The sequence below is a fragment of the Pseudomonas sp. 2995-3 genome, assembly GCF_002742565.1.
Lineage (GTDB): Bacteria > Pseudomonadota > Gammaproteobacteria > Pseudomonadales > Pseudomonadaceae > Aquipseudomonas > Aquipseudomonas edaphica.
Window position 1 is genome coordinate 11,302 of record NZ_LJSB01000259.1, and the last position, 22,337, is coordinate 33,638.

Genomic DNA, 22,337 nt, shown 5'->3' on the forward strand with positions numbered 1-22,337 from the left:
GTGCGTTGTTTTCAAGCCAAGATTTTCAGGATTCAACCATGAAACATTTACCCTTGTTGGCGGGCCTGTTCGGCTGCCTGCCTGTCTGTGGCTGGGCGCTCGAGCTGGCCCCCACCACCATTGATGGCGAACAAACCAGCGAACCGGGCCTGGCCCTGGACCAATCCAGCGGCACGGCGTCACGCCTGGGTTTAAGCATGCGCGAAACCCCGGCGTCGGTGGCCATTGCCAACCGCAACGACATTGAGCGCCATGGCGCAAAAACCTTCCGCGATGCGGCCAACACCTTGCCCGGCGTCAACGCCAGTGCGCCGCCGGGGTTTGGCGGGTTTGTGTCCTATCGTGGTTTTACCAGCAGCCAGATCACCCAGATGTTCAACGGCATCAACGTCGCCACCGGCCTGGCGCGGCCGGTGGATGCATGGATCTATGACCGGGTTGAGCTGGTCGGCGGCCCCTCCTCCCTGATCAACGGCGCCGGCTCAGTGGGCGGCTCGCTGAACTACGTGACCAAGCTTGCCACACGCGAGGAACAAGCCGCCGAAGGCCAGCTCACCTATGGCAGCTACGACACTGCCGGCATGGCCTTTGGCCTCAACCATGCCCTGACCGAACCCGGTGCCGAGGTGCAGCACTACGCGCGCCTGGATGTCAGCCGCAACACCAACCACAGTTACATCGACCGCGACCAGCGCGATGCCTGGAGCCTGGCGTTCTCCTTGCTCAGTGACCTCACCCCCAACCTGTCCCACACCCTGGCCCTGGAATACCAGGATGAACATGAGGACAGCCCGTATTGGGGCACGCCGGTGCTCAACCCCAAGGCGGGTGAGTTGAAAATCGACAAGCACAACCGCTTCAACAACTACAACGTCGCCGATGGTCGTTACGAGCAACGCACGATCTGGATGCGTTCGATCATCGACTACCGGATCAACGACAGCACCACACTGAAAAACACGCTGTATCACCTGGACAGCCAGCGTGACTACCGCAACCTGGAAACCTACCAGTACAACGCCGACAACAGCGCGGTGAACCGCTCGACCGCCTACCAGGTACGCCATCAGGGCGAGCAGCACGGCAACCAGTTCGAGCTGCGCCATGACGACAGCGTGTTCGGCCTGTCAACCACCTGGTCCGGCGGCTTCGAGTACAAGGTCAACAGCACCACCAATAACCCGTTGAATGTGCCGGGCAACAGCACGGTGGACCCGAATGCCTACAACCCCGGGCACTTCTACGACATTCCGGGCACCCGGCCTGGCTTTGTCAAAGACAAGACCAACGAGGTCACCACCAAAGCCTTGTTTGTGGAAAACCGCTTGGGCCTCACTGATAAACTCTCGCTGCTCACAGGACTGCGTTACGACGCCATCGACCTGGATGTGACTAACCATCGCGTGATCACCGCCACCAACCCACGCCACTTCAAGCGCAGTTGGGAGCCGGTCACCGGCCGCGTAGGCCTGACGTATCAGTTCATCCCATCGGCCAATGTGTATGTGCAATACAGCACCGCAGCGGAGCAACCTTCCACCACCACTCAAGTGTTCGACGTGTCGACCGGCAAACAGTGGGAAGTCGGCAGCAAGTTCGACTACCTCGACGGTCGCGGTTCGGCCACCGTCGCCGCCTACAGGATCGAGCGCAAGGACTTTGCCGTCACCGACCCGCTGGACCCGAACAACAGCATTCCGGTGGGTGCGCAGACCTCCAAGGGCATCGAGTTGGCCAGTTCGTTACGCATCACGCCACGGCTGCTGGCCGAAGGCAACTTTGCCTGGGTGGACGCCGAGTACGATGACTTCAACGAGAAAATCGCCAGCGGCGCAGTGGTATCGCGCAAGGGCAATACGCCCACCAACGTGCCCAAGCGCGTGGGCAACGTATGGCTGACGTATGACGTTGCCGAGGACTGGCAAGGCGGTGTGGATGCGCGGTATGTGGCCCAGGTGTATGCCGATAATGCCAATACCCAGACGGTGCCGGCCTACACGCTATTCGGCACGTTCCTGCGTTACAAAGTGGATTCACATACCTCGGTGACCGGGCGGGTACGTAACCTGACCAATGAGGTGTATGCAGAGTTTGCGCATGTGTCGCCGGCTTACTATTTAGGCGCGCCACGGACGTTTGAGTTGGCCGTACAAACCCGATTCTAAACCTGGAATAAAGATCAAAATGTGGGAGCCGGGCTTGCCCGCGATGGCGGTGTGTCAGTCATGTACGTTGACTGTTACACCGCCATCGCGGGCAAGCCCGGCTCCCACATTGAAGGTTACTTCAGGCTCGCCTCAACCTTCTGCGCCACCTGCGGCGTCAACCACGCCTTCCACACTTCAGGGTGTTCCTTGAGGAACACTTGCGCCACGTCACGCGGCGCCGTGTGATTTTCGCTCATCGCCGCCAAGGCTTTATTCAATGGCTCAATCGGAAACTGCACCTTGGTAAAGAACTCGGCAATCTGCGGCTGCGCTTGCTGGAACGGTGTCGACACACCGATGCTCAGCTTGGACGCCAACGAGCGCGTCGGCCGTGGGTTGGGGTTGTCTGCATCGGTCAGGGTCTTCCAGGCATCGGCGTCAAATGGCGGTTCTTCCAGCTGGATCAGCTTGTAACGGCCCATCAAGGGCGTTGGCGACCAGTAGTAGAACAGCACCGGCTTGCCACGACGGATCGACGACGCGATCTCCGCATCCAGCGCCGCACCCGAGCCGCTGCGAAAGTTCACATAGCTGTCGTTCAGGCCATACGCCTTGAGCTTCTGCGCGTTGACCACTTCCGAGGTCCAGCCGATCGGGCTGTTAAGAAAACGCCCTTTGCCGGGCGACTCCGGGTCTTTGAACACGTCCTTGTAACGCGCCAGGTCCTGCACGGTCTTGAGGTCCGGCGCCAGCGGTTTGAGGCCTTTGGCCGGGTCGCCCTTGACCACGTATTCCGGCACCCACCAACCTTCGGTGGCGCCTTTGACCGTATCGCCCAGGCCGATGACTTTGCCTTCGGCTTCGGCCTTGATCCACACCGGGCTGCGGCCGGCCCATTCTTCGCCGATCACCTGGATATCGTTTTTCGCCAGGGCGGTTTCCAGCGTAATGGTGGTACCGGGCAACGTATCAGTGGGCAGGTCATAGCCCTTTTCGACAATAAAGCGCAGCACTTCGGTGATCAGGCTACCGCTTTCCCAGTTCAGGTCGGCAAAGTGCACCGGCGTTTGCGCAGCCGATACCGGCAACGACAGACTCATGGTCGTCAACGCCGCAGCCGCAGCCGCAACCACCAGGGTTCTCAATCCTTTCATGCCTTTGCACCTCGCATTTTCACAGCCATAGCGGGCGGCTTTGCTGCGGATGCGCGAAGCCTCTGAATAGTTAAGTCAACTCAACTGTAGTAGAGGTTCCGGAGGCGCAAGAATACACGTGGCGTTTAGCAGTTACTCACTGGCCTTGAACGTCACCAGTTCACCCTTGCGCCACTTGGCGGCCTTGCCGGTCACGGCCTTGAGGGTTTTGGTCAAGCCTTCCTGCAATTGTTCATTGGCGGCAAACACCAGCATCACGCTGTGGCCTTCCTTGAACACGATGCCCTGGCCTTCGGTCGACGAAACAAAGGCGTAATCGCCCAAGCCATACACCGTCAACTTGATGTCGCGAAACTTCAGTTCGAACTTGCCGCCTTCACGGCTCGGCAACACGGCGGCACGAAAATGGTCGCCGACCTTGAGTTCCAGGCGCGGTTTGTCATCCACGACCAGCGCCGATTCAGTATCGATCTCGGCGATGTAAATGCCTTCCGGCGTCTGTTCAGTGATGTAAACGAAACGGGATTGAAACTGCTTGACCAACTTTGCGCGCAAATCACCCAGCACGAATAACGCGTGCATATCCAGATTACTGACTGCCAAGGAAACGCCCCCACATCAAAAAAGGCGCTGACCGCCAGAGCGGACAGCACAAAAAAACGGCCGTTACGGCTCGATCACACATTCGTAAAAAAACTGAAGAAACCTGCTGCCACGCCATAAGACTAGTACACAGATGCACGATGGACCTTATGCAAGGTCATCAGGCGACACAGCAAATCACAGGTTCAGCAGCCCGAGAACTCGGACCGACCCACTTCAGAGAATAACCCGGTTAAAAACGCGATTTCCGACAGCCTACACATTACATAACACCCGGAATGGAACCAGGCATCGGCTGCCGACGACAATACTAAAACAGCAACCCGGTTCAAAACCACTCGAAACGCTGCTGGTAAGTCCACAAGGTCGATCGACAGGAGCTGAGCATGCAACCACGTCAACACGCCGTTATGTCATCGCGCACTCGTTCATCATGTCCAGACGAGCGCCAATACTACTGCTTACATAACCCCAACGGGTACTCCAATTACGTTCTTTACCAAGTGGTACCGGCCGGACGCAATTTCTTTCATATCCTTGAAGTGACCAGCGGCAGGATCAAAGGCTTTCGCAGCACGCATTCCAAGGCTTGCGAATTGGCCCAACAACTTGAAGCCAACCTGCAAGCGGTTCACGCTGCGATCGTTTCGTCACCCGCCTGACTTTACTGCGCCGTCGCCCTTCAACAACTGCCATACTGGCCCGTCCATTGAAGTTTGCCCCTTGCGTGTCGGCGTTCATCAGTGCAGTGACCTTGATGCAGTTAACTTGAAGGGAAGGCTATACGTGACGGAATTTGATATTGGCGAATTTTTCATCCATGGCGATGCGCGAGAAGTAGATGGCGAGTTTCAAGCGGTGATCATTATGCGGGCCAAACCACCGCTGACCACGGTCACCACGCATCAGGTAGAAAAAGATCGTTGGTTCAAAACCGTCGACGCTGCGGCCATTGCCGGCAAAGATGCCGCCAGGGCGCTGAAATCCGCGGTGGATTCAGGTGCACTCAATTCCTGACCTGTGCAAATCCTGAACTCTGTCGCGTCCCCGGCCTCACATGCACAACATCCCTCACCTTGCATGGAGAACCCACCATGGACGCGCCAATCCCTACGCTTGAAACCCTGTTTGATCAACTCGGTCTGGATTCAACACCTGAAGCCATCGATGCTTTTATCGTCGCGCATCCGCTACCTGAAGACGTGAAGCTGATCGACGCACCCTTCTGGTCTGCGCAACAAGCGGCGTTTCTTAAAGAAGAACTGCGCGAAGACGCCGAATGGGCAATACCGGTGGATGAGCTGAACCAGCGCCTGCACCCGTCTAAATAACACGCCTCAATGCAGGCTGTCTGATTGTTCCAGGTGCATCAGTGCCTGCCAGGCGGCTCTGCACTCCTCGGCTTCACTGCGGCTGGCGAATGCCGTACCGCGTTGCTCGCCATTGAGCAACACCACCCAACAGGCTTTCTGGCCCAGCGCACGCAGGGTTTCGGGAACACCACTGCCGATCATCACGGCGACATCGACCTTGTTTTGCATGGAGCTTCTCCGTCACATTAGTTAGCTACCTAACAATATTGTCCATGCTACGGTTTTATTCCACGTGGAAAAAGCTATCTCCGGAATAGCTCCATTGCATAAACAGTAACAATCCTAACGCCCAGCCTTGGCCCCTTCCGGTTTATAGCCCAGGCGCAAGCCACCCCAATGCCGCCCCTTAACCATGATCGGCACCGACAAATCGTGCATCAGTTCGCCAGTATCGCGGGTATAGGTCTGCAACAGCACTGCTTGTTGATGGCTGCCACAACGAATGCCGGTACGGTCGTCGAACTTGCGTTTGGTACGGTTCTGCACGGCGTCAACCTGTGCATCGCCGGTCAGGGCGTGGGAGAACGCCTTGTTGTGTGTGGGCACATAGCCCTGCGGTGTGCAGGCAATCGCGAACACCAGCCCCTCATGGCGCGGCAGCAATGCCTCCTGGATCGTCGGCAGCACTTGGTCGGTGTAGCCATCAAAGCGCGTGTGGTATTTGCTCGGCCGGGTGTTGGGGATCGGCGTGTAGTTGCGGTCGAACAAGTCTTCCAGGCTGATGCGGTTTTGCACGATGTCAGCCTCGAACTGCTCACCAATACGGCTCGCCCCTTCGCGAGCCAGGTCGTAGATGCGCTGGTGATAGTCATCCAGCCCGACTTCAGCCAGGCGCTCACTGATGGTTTCAGCCTGTCCTTCCATCTGCACAGCGACCTCGGCCAGTTGCCGCGTCTGCTGGTCGCTCACCGTTAAATCGCTGCGCATCTGCTCTACCGCGTGGAACAGGCTGTCGAGTTGCGCGCGGTTGGTGTCGGTGCCTTGGGCGATCTCGTTGACCTGCCCTTCTACGTCGGCTGCCAGGCTGGCGATATTTTCCAGTTGCTCACCCGCCTGCTCCACCTGCTCGACGCCGATGTGCAAGTCGGCGGACAGTTGGCGAATCTGTTCCACCACCTGGGCGGTGCGTTGTTGAATATCGGCGACCATCACGCCGACCTCATCCGTCGCCGTGGCCGTACGCCCGGCCAGGCCACGCACTTCATCGGCCACTACGGCAAAGCCGCGCCCGTGCTCGCCGGCGCGCGCCGCTTCAATGGCGGCGTTCAGCGCGAGCAGGTTGGTCTGGCTGGCAATGGACTGGATCACCAGGGTCACGCGCTGAATCTCTTCACTGCGCTGGCTCAGCGCCTCGATCAACTCTCGGCTGGCATTGGCGCGCAGGCGCAGTTGGTGCATGCGAGTGATCGATTGAGCCAACACTTCGCGCCCTTCAGTACTGCGCTGGTGCGCCTGGCTGGCCGCGCCCAAGGCCTGCCGGCTGAGTTGAGAGGTGACTTGCTCGGTGCCGATCATCACTTCGGCGCTGCTGACAATTTGCTTGGCGGCGCCTAATTGCGATTGCACGCGCGCGGCCAGTTGCTTGACCGAATAGGCCACGCCGGCAGCGGAAAGTGCGTTATGACTGGTGGTGTAGGAAAGATCGCGAGTCAGCTCACCCAGCGTATCAATCGCCTGGGCAGGCGCTACACGCGGCACTCGGGCTTTGAGCGCAGGCAGCCAGATCACCAGCAAGGCCAGTGGCAGGCACAGGTACAGCGGCAAGCCGGCAAACGACAGGCCCAGCAGGACCAGCACCAGCGCGGTGCTCTGCATAAGCGGCGTCAGCCAGCCGGGCAGCACGCGCACCACCGTTTGCGGTGGCGCCGCTGCGCCCATCAGAGATCCGTCTCCAGCCATCGTCGTTACCCCTCTGTTTGTCGTTATTGTTGCTGCATTAAACGCCACTATTGGGCCATTATCCATGGGCCTTTCGTGGGGTGCTTGCAGCAGATCAATAGACAGGGACGTAACCGGTGTTTCTTCGGGCATCACAGCTGCGATGCCCGACTTCAGCGCATCAGGCCTGGCGCTGGTGCTTGTCGATCTGCTCGTGACGCTCTTGCGCTTCGATACAGTATTTGGTGGTCGGGCTGATCAGCAGGCGCTTGAGGCCGATAGGCTCGCCGCTGTCATCGCACCAGCCAAAAGAATCTTCCTTGATGCGTTCCAGGGCACGCTCAAGCTGCGGCAGCATGCGCTGGTCGCGGTCGATGGCGTTTACCAGCCAGGTGCGCTCTTCTTCCACAGAGGCAGCGTCAGCCGGGTCCGCCGGGGTGTCCAGGCTTTCGATGGCGATGCGGTTCTGCTCAATGCGCTCGTGGTGTTCCACTTTCATGTCTTGCAGCAACTTCTCGAAAAAAGCGTGCTGTTCGGCATTCATGTAGTCATCCGCCGGCATGGCCAGCAACTTTTCCTTTGTCATTGATTTCTCTATAAAAAATACGTGCATTAAGGCGAATAAGGGAGCGTTCCGGCAGACCTTCGCAGGCCTCGGAAGGGCGCCGTCCATTTCAAGCGCCACCCGGCACTCAATTTACGAGGGGCGGCAGTCTAAGGCCGACTGGAAGGCTCAGCAACTGAAAAGACAGGCATTTTTTCCCAATTAACCCCCAAAGGCACCAGGACGGGCTTGGCGAACGGTCATCGGAGTGCGTTTATAGCAAGAAATTCAGTGCTGTGGAGCTATATAGAAGACAAACGGTTAGAACGGTCTGATAAAGACTCGCTGTGGGAGCTGGCTTGCTGTGGCGAGGGAGCTTGCTCCCGTTCGACAGCGCGGCTGGAGCAGGCTTTTTAGGGGCGCTTCGCACCCCAGCGCAAGCAAGCTTGCTCGCCACAACAAGCCAGCTCCCACATTGGATAGGTGTTGCCCGTTAATCGGTATCAGCGCTTGAGCTTGCGCTTGTTGCGATACTGGTCGATCACCACCGCAATCACAATGATCAGCCCCTTGATGATGTCCTGGATATACGCATCCACCCCCACAAAGGTAAACCCGCTGGCCATCACGCCGAGAATCAGCGCACCGATCACGGTGCCGGTGATGCGCCCTACTCCGCCCGCCAGGCTGGTGCCGCCGATCACCGCCGCCGCAATCGCATCCAGCTCATAGGACATGCCCATGCCGGCCTGGCCGGTGGCGGCACGCGCCGAGGCCACCACACCGGCCAGGCCCGCCAGCAGACCGGCGATGCTGTAGACGATGATCAGGTGACGCTTGACGTTGATGCCCGAGGTGCGCGCCGCCTGCATGTTGCCGCCGATGGCGTAGGTGTACTTGCCGTACTTGGTGTAGCGCAGGGCGATATGGAAGATCACCGCCACCACCAGGAAGATAATCACCGGCATCGCACCATGGCCGATGGCGGTGTACGAATCCGAGAGCATGCTCACCGGCTGGCCTTCGGTGTAGTAGCGTGCCAGGCCACGGGCCGAGACCATCATGCCCAGGGTCGCAATAAACGGCGGAATGCCGGTCACCGCGATGATACTGCCGTTAATTGCCCCCGCCAGCAGCCCCACACCTAGGCCCATCGCCACCGGAATCCACACCGGCAAGTCGGTCAGGCTGGGAAACACTGCCCGGGAAAAGTCCGAGGTTTGCGCCAAACTGGCGGCAATCATCGCCGATAACGCCAACACCGAGCCTGAAGACAGATCGATACCGGTGGTGATGATCACCTGCGTCACGCCAATCGCCAGCAGGCCGATGATCGACACTTGCAGAATCATCAGCACCAGGCGCTGGGAGTTCATCAGGAAGCTCTGGTCGCGCACGATCCAGCCGAATAGCTCAAACACCAGGCCGATGCCGATCAACACCAGGAAGATACTCAGCTCGGTGGGTAAACGCCGACGGTGCTTGACCGGTGCCGTGGCAGGCTTGTTGTCTGTTATTGCGTTCATAGCCAATTACCTTCTTATTCTGTGCGGTTCGTCAGTGGACTACGGTCATACCGGAAGCCAGCTGCATGACTTTTTCCTGGGTCGCGTCGGCGCGATCCAGGGTGCCCATCAGTTCGCCTTCATGCATCACCATCACCCTGTCGCTCATGCCCAGCACTTCCGGCAGTTCGGAGGAAATCATGATCACCGCCATGCCTTCGCTGGCGAGGAAGGAAATCAAGCGATAGATCTCGGCCTTGGCGCCAACGTCGATGCCACGGGTCGGCTCATCGAGGATCAGCAAGCGCGGGTTGGTCATCAACCAGCGCGCCAACAGGGCTTTTTGCTGGTTGCCGCCGGACAGAGTGTCGATGCACTGCTCCAGTGACGGGGTTTTCACCCGCAGCTTCTTGCACATGTCTTCGCACAGCGCGCGCAGGGCTTTTTGCTGGATAAAGCCGTTACCCGAGTAATGCGGCAGCACCGCCATCTCCATGTTCTCCAGCACCGACAGGCACGGGAACAGGCCACTGAGCTTGCGGTCCTCGGTCAACAGCGCAAAGCCCTTCTCGATGGCCATGTGCGGGTCGGTGATGTGCACCGGCTTGCCATCAAGGGTGATCCGGCCGCTGGAACTTGGAGTGATGCCGAAAATGGTCTCTGCCACGTTGGTGCGCCCCGAGCCCATCAGCCCGGCGATGCCGAGAATTTCACCGGCATGCAGGTCGAACGACACGTCCTTGAACACGCCGTCCAGGCTCAAGTCGCGCACCGACAGCAGCAAGTCGCCGATGGGTGTCTCGCGCACCGGGAACAACTGGCTCAGCTCGCGGCCGACCATCATCGAGATCAGGCTGTCGCTGTTCATGCTGTCGGCGCGCTGCAGGCCGATGTACTGGCCGTCACGAAACACCGCCACTTCATCGGCGATGGCAAACACTTCGTTCATTTTGTGCGTGATGTAGACGATGCCTTTACCCTGGGACTTGAGGTCGGCAATGATCGAAAACAGGTGGGCCACTTCCTTTTCGGTAATGGCTGAAGTCGGTTCATCCATGATCAGGATGTCGGAGTCGTAGGACACCGCCTTGGCAATCTCGACCATCTGCCGCTCGGCGATGCTCAGGTTGCCGACGTGTTCTTCCGGGTCCAGGTTGATGCGCAAACGGGCCAGCAACTCGGCGGTGCAACGGTGCATTTCGCGGTGGTTGACCATGTGCAGGCTATTGAGCTGCTCGCGGCCGATCCAGATGTTCTCGGCGATGCTCATGTGCGGCATCAGGTTGAGTTCCTGGTGGATCATCGCGATCCCGGCCTTCTGCGCCGCCAGCGGTGTTTCAAACACAATCGGCTTGCCGCGCAGACGAATTTCCCCGGCGTCGGGCTGGTAGATGCCGGCGATGATTTTCATCAACGTCGACTTGCCCGCACCGTTCTCGCCCATCAGCGCCAGTACCGAGCCTGGGCGCACGCGCAGTTGCACATCGGCCAGGGCCACAACGCCGGGAAAGCCTTTGCTGATGTTGACGATTTCCAGCAGGTAGGGTTCTTCCAGCAGCGCGGGCTGGAGACCGGGAGGCTGCGAGACAGTGGCTTGAGCAAGCATATCGGGTACTCCATCAGCAGAGCGACCGTGGCCGCCCTGCTTGCTTATTGTTGTTATGAAGGGCTACTTGAAGTCTTTGACGTTATCCGGCGTGATCAGCTTGAACGGGATCACCACGTTCTGCTCGATGGGCTCGTTTTTAGCCATCTTGCGCGCAGTCTCCACCGACTTGTCGGCCTGGCCCTTGGCATCCTGGAAGGCCGACACGGTCATGTCGCCCTTGGTGATCGCATTAAGGCCGTCCGGCGTGCCGTCGACACCGGCGATCAACACGCCTTTTTTGCCTGCCGACTTCAGCGCCATGGATGCACCAATGGCCATCTCGTCATTGTTGGCCAGTACCGCGTCAAAATCGCGGCCCTGGGTCAGCCAGTCGTTAACCAGGGTCATGCCCTTGTCACGCAACCAGATACCGGTCTGTTCCTGTTCGATCTTGATGCCGGGGTACTTGGTCAGGACTTCCTTCACGCCCTTGGTACGGTTAGTGGTGGAGTTGTTCGCCAGGTCGCCCAACAGAATCACAATGTTGCCCTTGCCGCCGAGTTTGTCGGCGATGTATTGCATTTGCAGTTTGCCGGCCTCGACGTCATCGGACACCACCGCTGCCACGCCTGGGGCCAGGGTTGGGCTATCCGGGCGGCGGTTGACGAACACCAGCGGGATTTTCGCAGCGGTGGCGGCCTTGATGATGTTGGCGGTCGAGGCGGTGTCCACCGGGTTGACGATAATCGCGTCGACCTTCTGGCTGATGAAGTTCTCGACCTGGCTCAGTTGCTTGACCACATCGGCCCGAGCGTCTTCAAACTGCAATTGCACACCATCGCCCTTGGGATAGGACTTGGCTTGCTTGTCCATGTCTTCACGCAGGTAGGTCAGGAAGGTGTCATCAAAGGCGGACATGGTCACGCCAATCTTCAGGTCGGCGGCCGAGGCAACACCACTGGCCAGCAACATGGACAGGGCCAGCGCGGTAAAACGGATCGGGGTCTTCATGAACGGTCTGTCTCCACTTTCTTGTTGGTTTTTTGGACGTTGCGTTTATCAGCGCTCGGCGGGCAATCGAACCACCGGTGCCCCCGGGATGCAGCAGACCAGCGCGCCGTGGTTTTCGACACACAGCACATTAAGGAAGGAGAAGTAAAACGGCCGGGCGCGGGGCAGACCGCGTGGCGCTGAGGCAGGGCGTAAAACTCGCAGTACAGCGTTGAAGATTTTCATCTGACGGTACCTGGTTGTTTTTGATCTTGTTTTTGTTGAGCCGCGCGAATCGAGTTCGAACGTACTTTATGCAACCTGGAAAAGACTGTATTAGAAAATAATTTCCATATCAACATGTTTTAGAATTTTATTCTATTTTTGTCGAAACCACCTGCTGGCGCTCGGCGCTGAGGCGTGCGGCGTCCAATATACGGGTGGTTTCCAGCGCGTCATAGGCGCTTACCGGCAATGGCCCCTGCCCTTGCACGGCCAGTTGCAACTGGCGATAGAACTGCGTCCAGCAGCCCTTCTCGGATGGCACTCGTTCGCGATCCTCGCCTTGCTCGAACCAGCCCCAGCGTCGATGCTCCTCGGCGCCCCATTGCTCGCCTTCGGTTTTTGGCGACTTGCCGGCCATCAGCGCGTCTTCCTGGCCGTCCAGCCCATCGACGGTGTAACAACCCAGGGTGCCACTGACCCGAAAGCGCGGTGCCTGGCTGTTTTGCAGGGCGCTGCCCCACAGGTGCGAAATCACGCCATTGGTGTGGGTCAGGGAGACGAAAAAACCGTGATCAAGGGTGGGGTGTTGCGGCGTGAACTGCAATTGCGCAAACACCCGGTCCACTGGGCCGAACAATTGCAGCGCCTGGTCCACTAGATGGCTGCCCAGGTCACGCAGCCAGCCGCCGCCACTGGCATTGCCCACCGCTTGCGGGCTGTAGCGTTCGACGCGGGATTCAAAACGTGTGATCTCACCCAAGGCACCTGCGTCGATCAGTTTGCGCAGGGTCAGGTAATCCGAATCCCAGCGCCGGTTCTGGTAGACGCTGAGCAGCGAGCCCTGGCGCTCGGCGGCGATGATCAGCGCCTGGGCCTGTTCGGCGTTGCTGGCGAAGGGTTTGTCGCTGACCACCGCCACGCCGTGCTCGATGGCTTCCAACACCAGCGCCGGGCGGCCTTTGAGGGTGGTGGAGATCACCAGCGCGTCGACACCGGCCTCGACGATCTGGCCGATGCTGTCAAAAGCCTTTACGCCCGGAAGGTCAGTACTCAATTGCTGGCGGCGCTCCGCTGAACGGGTCACCACACCAACAAAAGTCGCACCGGGCAAGGTTGCAATCAGCGGCGCATGAAAGAAGCGCCCTCCGTGGCCGTAGCCGACTAGTCCGATTCGCATAAGTTGTTTCCTTGTTGAATTGCAAACCCAATCAAGTGTGGGAGCTGGCTTGCCTGCGATAGCGTCGTGTCAGCCGATGAAGCTGTCACTGATAGACCGCCATCGCAGCGGTGCGACGATTCGACAAGCCAGCTCCCACACTGACTGCATTCCACCTGGCAGATTGTGATTAGCCGTAAAAGTGCGGACGCTCCGGCAAGCTCACCTTCACGATCTGCTCACTGTTCTGCGCCTCGATGCATGCATCCGCCGCCACCGCCGCTGCAAAACCGTCCCAGGCCGAAGGCCCGCCGACTTGGCCCGCACGCACGCTGTCGATAAACGCCTGCAATTCCACGTCGTAAGCCCCGATAAAGCGGTCCTTCCAGTCCATCAAAATGGCATTCGACAGCTTCGCGCCACTGCGCATTTGCACCTGCGAAGGCTCCGGCAGTTTGGCAATGCCGGTCTCCCCCACCACTTCACACTGGATGTCGTAGCCGTACTGGCAGTTCACGAACACTTCCACGTCGATGCGCGTGCCCTTGGCGGTTTCCAACAGCACGATCTGCGGGTCGCGCAGGTGGGCCAGGGCTTTGCTCGACTTGCGCGGGAACACCACCTGCACCGACACATAGTCATCGTTGAGCAACCAACGCAGCACATCCAGCTCGTGGATCAAGGTGTCAGTGATCGCCATATCCGTCTTGTAGTTCTCGCCCACCGTCGGGTTGCGGTGCGCGCAATGCAGCATCAGCGGCTCGCCGATCTGGCCGCTGTCGATCACGGCCTTGAGGGCGCGATAACCTTCGTCATACGGGCGCATAAAGCCCACTTGCACCAGGCGCTTGCCGTAGGCCAGTTCGGCGTCGACGATCTTGCGGCAGCCTTGCGCCGTCACCGCCAACGGTTTTTCGCAGAACACCGGCTTGCCGGCGGCGATGGCGGCCAGCACGAACTCTTCGTGGCTCGGCCCCCAGGACGTGACGAGAATGGCTTCGACCTGTGGCGAGTTGATCAGCGCATGGCCATCGGCGTAGACCTCGGCGGCAAGCTTCAAATCAGCGACGACCTTGGCGGCTTGCTCAAGGTTGATGTCGGTTACCGCCACCACCTGGCTATTGAGCAAGGTCTGGCTGCAACGACGGATATGGTCACGGCCGATAGCGCCGGTGCCAATCACTCCAAGCTTTAACGACATACACAACTCCTCTTGTTATTAGTACTGCCGGGCCTTGGCCAGCTGTTCGTTGAGTTTTTTCGCGGCGGCATTCGTGCGTTCACTGGTGGACACCTGCGCCACGCCCACCCGCCACCACGACAGGTAGCCGTGGACCATGGTTTTGGGCAGTACCTTGATATCAATCAGCGTGGACACCGTTTGCGTGCGCGCATCGGCCAGCGCCGCCTGAAGCTGTTCCACGCTGCTGACCTTGTAGGTCTTGCAGCCATAGGCCGCCGCGCTCATGGCGAAATCCACCGGCACCAGGCCGCCGTCGAGCTTGCCGCTTTCGGGGTTACGAAAGCGGAACTCGGTGCCGAAGCTGTCCATGCCGTTGCCGATTTGCAGGTTGTTGATGCAACCGAACGCCATGTTGTCGAGCAGTATCACGTTGATCTTGCGCCGCTCCTGGATCGAGGTGGCCAGCTCCGAGTGCAGCATCATGTAAGAGCCATCGCCGACCAGCGCATACACTTCCTTGCTCGGCTCGGCCAGCTTCACACCGAGGGCGGCGTTGATCTCGTAGCCCATGCATGAATAGCCGTATTCGACGTGGTAGGTGTTGACGCCCTTGCTGCGCCAGGCGCGTTGCAAGTCGCCGGGCAGGCTGCCGGCGGCGGCGACGATGATCGCATCGTCTGCCAGGGTGTCGTTCAACACGCCGAGTACACGGCTCTGGGTCAGGCACGACCCGGTCAGCTCGATAAATTCGCGCAATACGGCGCGGTCCAGGTGGTCATCCACCTCCGGCACAAAATCGTCGCCGTGGTATTGCACCTGGTGCACGCGTTCCACTTCCGCGTCCAACTGCGCCTTGGCATCGCGGACCTGCTCGCCCCAGCCGGCGCGGTAGTCGCCCAAGGCGTCAGCCAACGCCTCAAGGGCCACTTGCGCATCGGCCAGCACTTGCACGCCGTCAAGCTTCAACGCGTCGCACGGGCTGATATTGAGGTTAAGAAACTTCACCTCGGCATGCTTGAACAGCGACTTGGACGAGGTGGTGAAATCGGTATAACGCGTGCCGATGCCGATGATCAGGTCCGCCTCGGGCGCCAACAGGTTCGCCGCCAGGCAGCCGGTTTCGCCGATGCCACCGACGTTCAATGGGTGGCTGGACACCACTGCACTCTTGCCCGCCTGGGTTTCGGCGAAGGGAATCTCAAAACGCTCGGCAAACGCTTGCAGGGCCGCATTCGCGCCGGAATACTTCACACCGCCGCCACAGATGATCAGCGGCTTGCGCTTGCCCCGGAAGGCTGCCAGCGCATCGCCGATCATTGCTGCAGTGGCCGGACGCCGCTCAATACGGTGCACGCGTTTTTGCAGGAAATAATCCGGGTAGTCCCAGGCTTCGGCCTGCACATCCTGCGGCAGCGCCAGGGTCACGGCGCCGGTTTCCGCAGGGTCTGTGAGCACGCGCATGGCATGGATCGCCGCCGTCATCAGCTGCTCAGGGCGGTTGATACGATCCCAGTATTTGCTCACCGAGCGGAACGCATCGTTGGTGCTGATGCTCAGGTCATGGAATTGCTCGATCTGTTGCAACACCGGGTCCGGCTGGCGGCTGGCGTACACATCACCGGGCAACAGCAGCAGCGGGATTCGGTTGGCCGTGGCGGTCGCCGCAGCGGTGAGCATATTCGCCGCGCCGGGGCCTACCGAGGCGGTGCACGCATAGATCTTGCGGCGCAGGTGCTGCTTGGCGAAACCGATGGCGGCATGGGCCATGCCTTGCTCGTTACGGCCCTGATGCACCACCAGGTCGCCGCTGTCCTGCTCCAGCGCCTGGCCCAGGCCCAGCACATTACCGTGGCCGAAAATCGTGAACACACCGGCGACAAACTTGCTCTGCACGCCATCGACTTCGATGTATTGGTTATCCAGGAACTTCACCAGGGCCTGGGCCATGGTCAGTCTTGTTGTGGTCATCACTTGCACCTTGTGTGAATGCAATTGGGTTGATTAACACTGCTTCAATGTGGGAGCTGGCTGGCTTGCTCCCACAGGTTAATCGGCGTCAGGTTCGGGGGTTTTGCAGGTGGGCGATACTGGCCCCGATGGCCTGCTGGATATCCGCCAGCCCATGCACACTCTCGGCAAACGGCTCAAACGACAGGTAACCGCCGTACCCGCTGCTGAGCAACGTGTCGATCTGCGCGGCGTTGCCGAGGATATCGCCCTCGCCCACCAGCACGCGGTGGCCGTCACGAATCGAATTGAGCGGCGCTTCAGCGTCTTCTACGCCAGAGATATGCACCAGGCCCGTCAGTTGCGGGAAGAACTCCTGCTCGCTGCCCAGGTGGTGGTGAAAGGTGTCATGCACCAGCCGGAACACATCCAGGCCGCCAATCGACTGAATCGCGTCCACCGCCACGCGCTTGCGGCGCAGGGCACATTCTTCAAAGCCCAGCGGCTCGATAAACCCGAGGATGCCGTACTCGCGCAATATCGGCGCCAGCTCGCTCAGCGCCGTGCGCAAACCGGCGGCACGCTGGGCTTCGTTGCGCGTATCGCCGCGCTCATTCAACGGGCACATCACCAGGCCCTGCGCGCCGCATTCACGGGCGTAAGTGGCGAGCTTGATGGCCTGGGCCCGGCGCTCGTCATTCCACACATCAAAGGGGTACAGCGCATTGATCGACAGCACCGTGATGCCCTGCACCGCGCACAATTCACGCACGCGGCTGGCCGGGGTGCCGTATTCGATTTCATGGCCTTTAAGGTCGTTGCGAATCTCGATGGCATCGCACTTGAGGGCCGCGGCCAGCTGGATAAAGTCCGGCAGGGACAGGTTGGGGGCGACCATGCGGTTAAGGGCAAAACGTAGCGGCGACTTCATTGTTGTTGTTCTCCGTCCAAAACCGTTTAAAGGTCCAGCAGCCAGCTGTGCTGCGGGTCGTTATGGAAATGCCAGGCGCGTTTTGGCCCGGCCATCACGTTGAGGTAATACGATTCGTAGCCATACGGCACGCTGACCGGGTGATACCCCTTGGGCACCACCACCAGGTCGCTGTTCTCCACGGCCATGGCCTGGTCGATGCTGCGATCGTCGGTGTACACGCGCTGGAACACAAAGCCTTGCGGCGGGTTGATCTGGTGGTAATAGGTTTCTTCCAGAAAGCTCTGGTGCGGCAGGTCGTCGGTGTCGTGCTTGTGCGGCGGGTAGCTCGACGAGTGCCCGGACGGCGTGCGTACTTCCACCACCAGCAGCGAATGGGCCGGCTCGCTGTCAGGCAGGATGTCGCACACGTAGCGGGTGTTGGCGCCTTTGCCGCGCACGCTGCGCTTGCACTGCTCGGGGCGAATCAGGCGCGGTTCAAAGCCAGGCGCGCCGGGCGCGGCACAGACGGCAATCTGCACGTCGCTCAAGGCGGTAATCTGCGCATCGGTGCCGGGCGGCAGGTACGCGGCGAAGGGGGATTTGTCTTCGAACACCGACTGGCGGTCGCCAAGGTTCTGCCAATTGAAGCCTTCGCCTTCTATATTGACGCGCCCGCTGAGCAGCACCAGGCACAGCTCTTTATCGCCGGCGCTGACCGGCAGGGTTTCGCCCAGGCTCAAGCGATACGCGGCAAAACCCACGTACTCCAGGCGCCCGTCTTCGAGGGCCACCATGGTTTGCCCGCGTTTGCTGCTTTTGACCAACAAGCTCATCACTTAGTCCTCTCGTTGAGCAGCGCACGCAAGGTGTCGTAGCCTTTTTTGGCATAGATATAGCTAGGCGCCACGGCCGGATCCTGCTCGGCTTCGACCACCAGCCAGCCCTTGTAGTGGGCAGCCAGCAGCACATCGAGCAACTCGGCAAAATCGATGTCGCCATCGCCGGGCACGGTGAACGTGCCGTTGACGATGCAGTCAGGGAAGCTCCACATCTGGTTGCGCGCCAGTTGCACCACCGGCTTGCGCACGTCCTTGAAATGCACGTGGCAGACGCGGTCGATGTGTTTGCGCAGGACCTCGAGGGGTTCGCCGCCCCCCATGTAGCAATGGCCCGAATCGAACAGCAGGCCGACTTCCGGGCCTGTTCGTTTCATCAGTTGGTCAATGTCTTCAGGGGATTCGACGTAGGCGCCCATATGGTGGTGATACGCCAGGCGCACGCCTTGGGACAGGGTGAAACGCGCCAGCTCCGTGAGCTTGTCGGCGTATTCCTGCCATGCGTGCTCGCTGTGAAAACGCGGGCGTTCGATCAGGCGCACCTTCGAGCCCTGGATCGAGTCAGCGACTTCGCCGTATACCAGCACGTCAGCGCCATTGAGTTTGAGCAGCTCGACATGGCCGGCGATGGCTTCGATTTCTTCGGCCACCGAACGGCGCGCCAGGCGGCTGGAGTACCAGCCGGAGACCAGCGCCAGGTCATAAGGACGCAGCACATCACCAACGCCTTTGGCGTCCTTGGGGAACTTGCCGTTGAGTTCGAAACCTTCGTAGCCGATCTCCTTGCCTTCGCTGAGCGCGGTGCTCAGCGGCGTTTCACCGCCGAGGGCCGGCAGGTCGTCGTTGCTCCAGGAGATCGGGTTGATGCCAATTCGGATTGCGGGCATGGCTGCACCTTTTATTGTTTTCAGATAGCACTGAGATCTGCTTTATGTGGGAGCTGGCTTGTGTGGGAGCTGGCTTGCCTGCGATGGCATCACCTCGGTTTCATGGGTAGACCGAGGCGATACCATCGCGGGCAAGCCCGGCTCCCACACAAGCGGCTCCCACATTTGACCGTGTTTAATTTCTGGAACTGCGCCAGGCATTGATGAGCTGCTCGAACGTCTGCTGCACCTGCTCAATCAACCCTTCATCATCAATCTCCCCCGCCATCCACGCACGGCTTGGCTCCTGGAAGATTGTGCGGCCCACCGCGAACCCACGGCAGGTGGTGCTTTGGCTGGCTTGCTGAAAGCCATCGGCCAGAAACTGCGCCGAAGCATTCAAGCCCAGCAGCACCACACCACGGCAGTACGGGTCACGCTCGTGGATCAGTTCGTCGAGCTTTTTCCAGTCTTCAGCCGACTGCGCCTCGATCTTCCACCACGCAGGATATATGCCCAGGTTGTACAGGCGCTTGAGGCTGCGATAGAGCACATCGGGATAGGTCGACGGGTGATCCTTGGGCGGCACGACTTCCAGCAGCAGTTCATGGCCGCTGACCAGGGACGCCTCGTACACCGCCTTGAGTTGCGCCTCCTGCTCCAGGCGCAGCATCGGCTCGTCGTCCGGGTGGAACTGCACCAGGCACTTGATGATTTGCTCCTGGGGCCAGGCAATCAGGTTGCTGCCCACCGAGCGGCCGTGTTCAAACGCAAGTGGCCGTGAGTTCTGCACCTCCACCGGGCGGGCGATCCACCAGCCACGGCCGCTGGCGGCATTCAATGCGTCCTGGCCGAAGCGCTGGTCGGCCAGCAGGCCCACATCGGCGTCGATGCCCTGCTGCGCCAGCTTGGTTTCCACACGTTCGATGGCCTGGATAAACAGCTGCTTGATATCACTGATACGGCTCAGGTCCTGACCACCTTTTTGCGCCAGGTCCACCAGTTGCCAGCGATGGTCGAAGGCAAACACAAACAACTGCTTCCAGGTTTTGCGCGGCACCGTGACGCGGTGCAGGCGTTGCAGGGTTACGTCCTGGTCCGGCCGGGTGATGGGCACCGGGCTGTTGAACAGGTAATCCAGTTCGGCGGGCGTGGGCATGGCCGGCGCGCAAGCGTGGCGGGACACGACCAGGCCGCCGCAGGCGTTGGCCAACTGGCTGCAACGCTCATCGCTGGCGTCATTGAGCCAGCCGCTGAGGAAGCCGGACATGAAGGCGTCACCAGCACCCAGTACATTGAGCACTTCAACCCGCACGCCGGGGTAAATCGCGCCGTCTTCCAGGCGCGCCGGGACGGCGCCGTGAATCACCGTGCAACCTTGCGGGCCGAGCTTGACCACCAGGGTCGCCGGGGTTAGTTCACGCACGGTGCGCAGCGCGGTCAGCAGGTCTTCACTGCCACCGGCGATCAAGAACTCTTCTTCCGTGCCGACGATCAGGTCGAAACGCGGCAGGATGCTCTGCACATGCTGGCTGACGTTCTGATCGGCGACAAACCGCGTTTCGCCATCCGCCTTGCCCGCCAGGCCCCACAGCACCGGGCGATAGTCGATATCCAGCACACGCTTGACGTTGTGCTTGGCGGCGTAATCCAGCGCCTGGATGCTGGCCTTGTACACGCCATCGGTGGAGAAATGTGTGCCGGTGATCAGCAAGGCTTTGCTGGAGGCGATAAAGACTTCGCTGATGTCTTCGGCGCGCAGTGCCATGTCGGCGCAGTTTTCGCGGTAGAACACCAGCGGGAAGGTTTCGCGGTCTTTAAGCCCCAGCAATACCAGGGCCGTGAGGCGCTCCGGGTCGACCTTGATACCGCTCACGTCACAGCCTTCACGGGCCAGGGATTCGAGCAGGAAACGGCCCATATGGTCATCGCCCACGCGGCTCAACATCGCCGACTTGAGGCCCAGCCGCGCCGTGCCGAAGGCGATGTTGGCGGAGGAACCGCCGAGGTACTTGGCAAAGCTGGACACGTCCTCAAGCCGCGCACCGACTTGCTGTGCATAGAGGTCGACGCCCAGGCGCCCGAGGCAAATCAGATCCAATTGACGCCCACTGGCAAAACGAGTCTGGCCCATGCTGGCTCCTGTTATTTTTATCAGCCTGCGTGGTGCCGCCGTGGTGACGGCACACGCTCTTGGTGCAAGCAGACTAGAACGTCCAGCGGCGGCAATCAATATTTATTCCATAATTATTTTTAGTGGAATATTTTTTCCAATAAGCCAGCATAATGGCATGCCAGCCGCCGTGCATCGTTTCAGCAGCCCACGGACGCCGTGATGCCGAGGTATTTTTTTGCGCCTACCCTGTAGACTTGCGTCACCCATCAGCGCATCAGACGAACACGCCAGAAGGATTGCCCATGTCCCGCACCGATCCCGAGACCACCCTGGAAGATACGATCGCCAGCCCTCCGATCAATGCCGAACGCCTGTTGCAGCTGATCACGGACGAATACGAAAGCCTGCCGCGCCAGCTCAAACGCATTGCCAGCTACATGAGCCAGCAGAGCGACCGCATCATGGTCGACCGCATCAGCGACATCGCCCGCGAATGCGAAGTGCACCCTTCGGCCATCGTGCGGTTTTCCCAGCGCTTCGGTTTCAGTGGGTTCAGCGAGATGCAGGCGCTGTTTCGCGAGGCCTACACCCACAAAACCACGCCGGTGCAGAACTACCAGCAGCGCATCCGCAGCATGATCGCCAACAAGTCGCAGAAGGCCAGCGGCGGCGACCTGGCGCGTGAGTGCGTGAATGCCACCCTCTCCGGCATCGAGCGCCTGGGGCTGGAACTGGATGATGTGGCGTTTGAGAAGGCGGTGGACCTGGTGGTCAACGCCGACAATATCTACGTGGTCGGCGTGCGCCGCTCGTTTGCCGTGGCCGATTACCTGGTCTACAACCTGCAGCACACCAACAAGCGCATCCACCTGATCTCGGGCCTGGGCGGCAGTTATCGCGAACAGATGCGCAGCGTGCGGGCCAACGACCTGGTGATTGCGATCAGCTTTACTCCCTACGGCAAAGAGACCCAGCATTGCCTGCGCATCGCCCAGCATCATCAGGCCAAGACCTTGATCATCACCGACAGCAACCTGTCGCCCCTGGCCAAACGGGCGAACGCGGTGTTGTTGGTGAATGAGGGTTCGTCGTTTGCCTTCCGCTCCTTGAGCGCCACGTTGTGCCTGTGCCAGGCGTTGTTTATTGCCGTGGCGTATCGGTTGGAATTGAAGGTGGATGAGATTCACGAGCAGGTCGGGTTTGACGACTGACGTGCCGATACTGAACGTTCGTTCCCACGCTCCGCGTGGAAATGCCTCCTGTGACGCTCCGCGTCACGACTCTTCAAAGCAGACGCGGAGCGTCCAGGGCTG

22 protein-coding genes are annotated in these 22,337 nt (G+C 59.9%); 6 read left to right on the plus strand and 16 right to left on the minus strand.

From position 1 onward, the window contains the following. Window positions 1-38: 38 nt before the first annotated feature. Window positions 39-2,165, plus strand: a complete 2,127-nt coding sequence (locus tag AOA62_RS25450) for a TonB-dependent siderophore receptor (RefSeq protein ID WP_099550120.1) — start codon at window positions 39-41, stop codon at window positions 2,163-2,165. 116 nt (window positions 2,166-2,281) lie between these two features. Here the strand turns inward: AOA62_RS25450 and AOA62_RS25455 are convergent, their stop codons facing one another. Both AOA62_RS25455 and AOA62_RS25460 read right to left on the minus strand, forming a co-directional pair. Then, window positions 2,282-3,301 (minus strand): ABC transporter substrate-binding protein, encoded by a 1,020-nt coding sequence (locus AOA62_RS25455; RefSeq protein WP_017136434.1) that lies wholly within the window; start codon window positions 3,299-3,301, stop codon window positions 2,282-2,284. 132 nt (window positions 3,302-3,433) lie between these two features. Further along, window positions 3,434-3,883 (minus strand): hypothetical protein, encoded by a 450-nt coding sequence (locus tag AOA62_RS25460; protein WP_050547738.1) that lies wholly within the window; start codon window positions 3,881-3,883, stop codon window positions 3,434-3,436. Between the two features lie 407 nt (window positions 3,884-4,290). On the opposite strand from AOA62_RS25460, the gene AOA62_RS25465 reads away from it, so the two are divergent. From AOA62_RS25465 to AOA62_RS25475, 3 genes are all read left to right on the plus strand, one after another. After that, window positions 4,291-4,566, plus strand: coding sequence for a hypothetical protein (locus AOA62_RS25465; protein ID WP_017136432.1), 276 nt, complete (start codon window positions 4,291-4,293; stop codon window positions 4,564-4,566). Window positions 4,567-4,690: 124 nt separating this feature from the next. Next, window positions 4,691-4,921 carry a hypothetical protein gene (locus tag AOA62_RS25470; RefSeq protein ID WP_026013642.1) on the plus strand — a complete coding sequence of 77 codons (231 nt, stop codon included), beginning with the start codon at window positions 4,691-4,693 and terminating at the stop codon, window positions 4,919-4,921. Between the two features lie 77 nt (window positions 4,922-4,998). Beyond that, complete coding sequence (locus AOA62_RS25475) at window positions 4,999-5,235, plus strand: DUF2789 domain-containing protein (RefSeq protein ID WP_099550121.1); 237 nt, start codon at window positions 4,999-5,001, stop codon at window positions 5,233-5,235. Window positions 5,236-5,241: 6 nt separating this feature from the next. Here the strand turns inward: AOA62_RS25475 and AOA62_RS25480 are convergent, their stop codons facing one another. The 14 genes from AOA62_RS25480 to iolC all read right to left on the minus strand — a co-directional run bounded on the left by AOA62_RS25480 (window position 5,242) and on the right by iolC (window position 21,042). Then, a complete protein-coding gene (locus AOA62_RS25480; protein ID WP_017136429.1) occupies window positions 5,242-5,445 on the minus strand; it encodes a hypothetical protein in 204 nt (67 codons plus the stop codon). A gap of 114 nt (window positions 5,446-5,559) precedes the next feature. After that, complete coding sequence (locus tag AOA62_RS25485; RefSeq protein WP_099550122.1) at window positions 5,560-7,155, minus strand: methyl-accepting chemotaxis protein; 1,596 nt, start codon at window positions 7,153-7,155, stop codon at window positions 5,560-5,562. A 181-nt stretch (window positions 7,156-7,336) separates the two neighbouring features. Then, the gene (locus AOA62_RS25490) at window positions 7,337-7,741 is read right to left on the minus strand and encodes a TraR/DksA C4-type zinc finger protein (RefSeq protein WP_003191666.1); all 405 of its coding nucleotides are present in this window, start codon (window positions 7,739-7,741) and stop codon (window positions 7,337-7,339) included. Between the two features lie 461 nt (window positions 7,742-8,202). Continuing rightward, window positions 8,203-9,225, minus strand: a complete 1,023-nt coding sequence (locus AOA62_RS25495; protein WP_026013640.1) for an ABC transporter permease — start codon at window positions 9,223-9,225, stop codon at window positions 8,203-8,205. A 31-nt stretch (window positions 9,226-9,256) separates the two neighbouring features. Then, complete coding sequence (locus AOA62_RS25500; RefSeq protein WP_099550123.1) at window positions 9,257-10,810, minus strand: sugar ABC transporter ATP-binding protein; 1,554 nt, start codon at window positions 10,808-10,810, stop codon at window positions 9,257-9,259. A 63-nt stretch (window positions 10,811-10,873) separates the two neighbouring features. Then, a complete protein-coding gene (locus tag AOA62_RS25505; RefSeq protein ID WP_099550124.1) occupies window positions 10,874-11,803 on the minus strand; it encodes a sugar ABC transporter substrate-binding protein in 930 nt (309 codons plus the stop codon). 48 nt (window positions 11,804-11,851) lie between these two features. After that, entirely contained in the window at window positions 11,852-12,028 is a 177-nt protein-coding gene (locus AOA62_RS32095) for a hypothetical protein (protein ID WP_163005443.1), read from the minus strand. Window positions 12,029-12,155: 127 nt separating this feature from the next. Beyond that, window positions 12,156-13,184: a Gfo/Idh/MocA family oxidoreductase gene (locus AOA62_RS25510; protein ID WP_099550125.1), complete on the minus strand. Its 1,029-nt coding sequence runs from the start codon at window positions 13,182-13,184 to the stop codon at window positions 12,156-12,158. 169 nt (window positions 13,185-13,353) lie between these two features. After that, window positions 13,354-14,364, minus strand: a complete 1,011-nt coding sequence (locus AOA62_RS25515; protein WP_056859439.1) for a Gfo/Idh/MocA family protein — start codon at window positions 14,362-14,364, stop codon at window positions 13,354-13,356. A gap of 18 nt (window positions 14,365-14,382) precedes the next feature. Continuing rightward, entirely contained in the window at window positions 14,383-16,314 is a 1,932-nt protein-coding gene (gene iolD, locus AOA62_RS25520) for a 3D-(3,5/4)-trihydroxycyclohexane-1,2-dione acylhydrolase (decyclizing) (RefSeq protein ID WP_099550126.1), read from the minus strand. Window positions 16,315-16,402: 88 nt separating this feature from the next. Continuing rightward, window positions 16,403-17,224, minus strand: coding sequence for a TIM barrel protein (locus tag AOA62_RS25525; RefSeq protein WP_017136422.1), 822 nt, complete (start codon window positions 17,222-17,224; stop codon window positions 16,403-16,405). Between the two features lie 26 nt (window positions 17,225-17,250). Further along, a complete protein-coding gene (gene iolB, locus AOA62_RS25530) occupies window positions 17,251-18,039 on the minus strand; it encodes a 5-deoxy-glucuronate isomerase (RefSeq protein WP_099550127.1) in 789 nt (262 codons plus the stop codon). Next, window positions 18,039-18,929, minus strand: coding sequence for a myo-inosose-2 dehydratase (gene iolE, locus AOA62_RS25535; RefSeq protein ID WP_099550128.1), 891 nt, complete (start codon window positions 18,927-18,929; stop codon window positions 18,039-18,041). The genes iolB and iolE overlap by 1 nt, the downstream gene beginning before the upstream one ends. Window positions 18,930-19,104: 175 nt before the next feature. Further along, on the minus strand, window positions 19,105-21,042 hold the full coding sequence (gene iolC / locus AOA62_RS25540; RefSeq protein WP_099550129.1) for a 5-dehydro-2-deoxygluconokinase: 1,938 nt from the start codon (window positions 21,040-21,042) through the stop codon (window positions 19,105-19,107). Here iolC and AOA62_RS31580 point away from each other — a divergent pair. Both AOA62_RS31580 and AOA62_RS25545 read left to right on the plus strand, forming a co-directional pair. Then, on the plus strand, window positions 21,041-21,244 hold the full coding sequence (locus AOA62_RS31580) for a hypothetical protein (protein WP_138450968.1): 204 nt from the start codon (window positions 21,041-21,043) through the stop codon (window positions 21,242-21,244). The two genes, iolC and AOA62_RS31580, sit on opposite strands and share 2 nt — an antisense overlap. Window positions 21,245-21,326: 82 nt before the next feature. Beyond that, complete coding sequence (locus tag AOA62_RS25545) at window positions 21,327-22,235, plus strand: MurR/RpiR family transcriptional regulator (protein WP_017136418.1); 909 nt, start codon at window positions 21,327-21,329, stop codon at window positions 22,233-22,235. The last annotated feature ends 102 nt before the right edge of the window (window positions 22,236-22,337 follow it).

Bases quoted from the DNA above. Each gene is read 5' to 3' on its own strand.
- AOA62_RS25450 (WP_099550120.1), top strand. From the start codon at position 39: ATGAAACATTTACCCTTGTTGGCGGGCCTGTTCGGCTGCCTGCCTGTC.
- AOA62_RS25455 (WP_017136434.1), bottom strand. From the start codon at position 3,301: ATGAAAGGATTGAGAACCCTGGTGGTTGCGGCTGCGGCTGCGGCGTTG.
- AOA62_RS25460 (WP_050547738.1), bottom strand. From the start codon at position 3,883: ATGCACGCGTTATTCGTGCTGGGTGATTTGCGCGCAAAGTTGGTCAAG.
- AOA62_RS25465 (WP_017136432.1), top strand. From the start codon at position 4,291: ATGCAACCACGTCAACACGCCGTTATGTCATCGCGCACTCGTTCATCA.
- AOA62_RS25475 (WP_099550121.1), top strand. From the start codon at position 4,999: ATGGACGCGCCAATCCCTACGCTTGAAACCCTGTTTGATCAACTCGGT.
- AOA62_RS25480 (WP_017136429.1), bottom strand. From the start codon at position 5,445: ATGCAAAACAAGGTCGATGTCGCCGTGATGATCGGCAGTGGTGTTCCC.
- AOA62_RS25485 (WP_099550122.1), bottom strand. From the start codon at position 7,155: ATGGGCGCAGCGGCGCCACCGCAAACGGTGGTGCGCGTGCTGCCCGGC.
- AOA62_RS25490 (WP_003191666.1), bottom strand. From the start codon at position 7,741: ATGACAAAGGAAAAGTTGCTGGCCATGCCGGCGGATGACTACATGAAT.
- AOA62_RS25495 (WP_026013640.1), bottom strand. From the start codon at position 9,225: ATGAACGCAATAACAGACAACAAGCCTGCCACGGCACCGGTCAAGCAC.
- AOA62_RS25500 (WP_099550123.1), bottom strand. From the start codon at position 10,810: ATGCTTGCTCAAGCCACTGTCTCGCAGCCTCCCGGTCTCCAGCCCGCG.
- AOA62_RS25505 (WP_099550124.1), bottom strand. From the start codon at position 11,803: ATGAAGACCCCGATCCGTTTTACCGCGCTGGCCCTGTCCATGTTGCTG.
- AOA62_RS32095 (WP_163005443.1), bottom strand. From the start codon at position 12,028: ATGAAAATCTTCAACGCTGTACTGCGAGTTTTACGCCCTGCCTCAGCG.
- AOA62_RS25510 (WP_099550125.1), bottom strand. From the start codon at position 13,184: ATGCGAATCGGACTAGTCGGCTACGGCCACGGAGGGCGCTTCTTTCAT.
- AOA62_RS25515 (WP_056859439.1), bottom strand. From the start codon at position 14,364: ATGTCGTTAAAGCTTGGAGTGATTGGCACCGGCGCTATCGGCCGTGAC.
- iolD (WP_099550126.1), bottom strand. From the start codon at position 16,314: ATGACCACAACAAGACTGACCATGGCCCAGGCCCTGGTGAAGTTCCTG.
- AOA62_RS25525 (WP_017136422.1), bottom strand. From the start codon at position 17,224: ATGAAGTCGCCGCTACGTTTTGCCCTTAACCGCATGGTCGCCCCCAAC.
- iolB (WP_099550127.1), bottom strand. From the start codon at position 18,039: ATGAGCTTGTTGGTCAAAAGCAGCAAACGCGGGCAAACCATGGTGGCC.
- iolE (WP_099550128.1), bottom strand. From the start codon at position 18,929: ATGCCCGCAATCCGAATTGGCATCAACCCGATCTCCTGGAGCAACGAC.
- AOA62_RS31580 (WP_138450968.1), top strand. From the start codon at position 21,041: ATGCTGGCTCCTGTTATTTTTATCAGCCTGCGTGGTGCCGCCGTGGTG.
- iolC (WP_099550129.1), bottom strand. From the start codon at position 21,042: ATGGGCCAGACTCGTTTTGCCAGTGGGCGTCAATTGGATCTGATTTGC.
- AOA62_RS25545 (WP_017136418.1), top strand. From the start codon at position 21,327: ATGTCCCGCACCGATCCCGAGACCACCCTGGAAGATACGATCGCCAGC.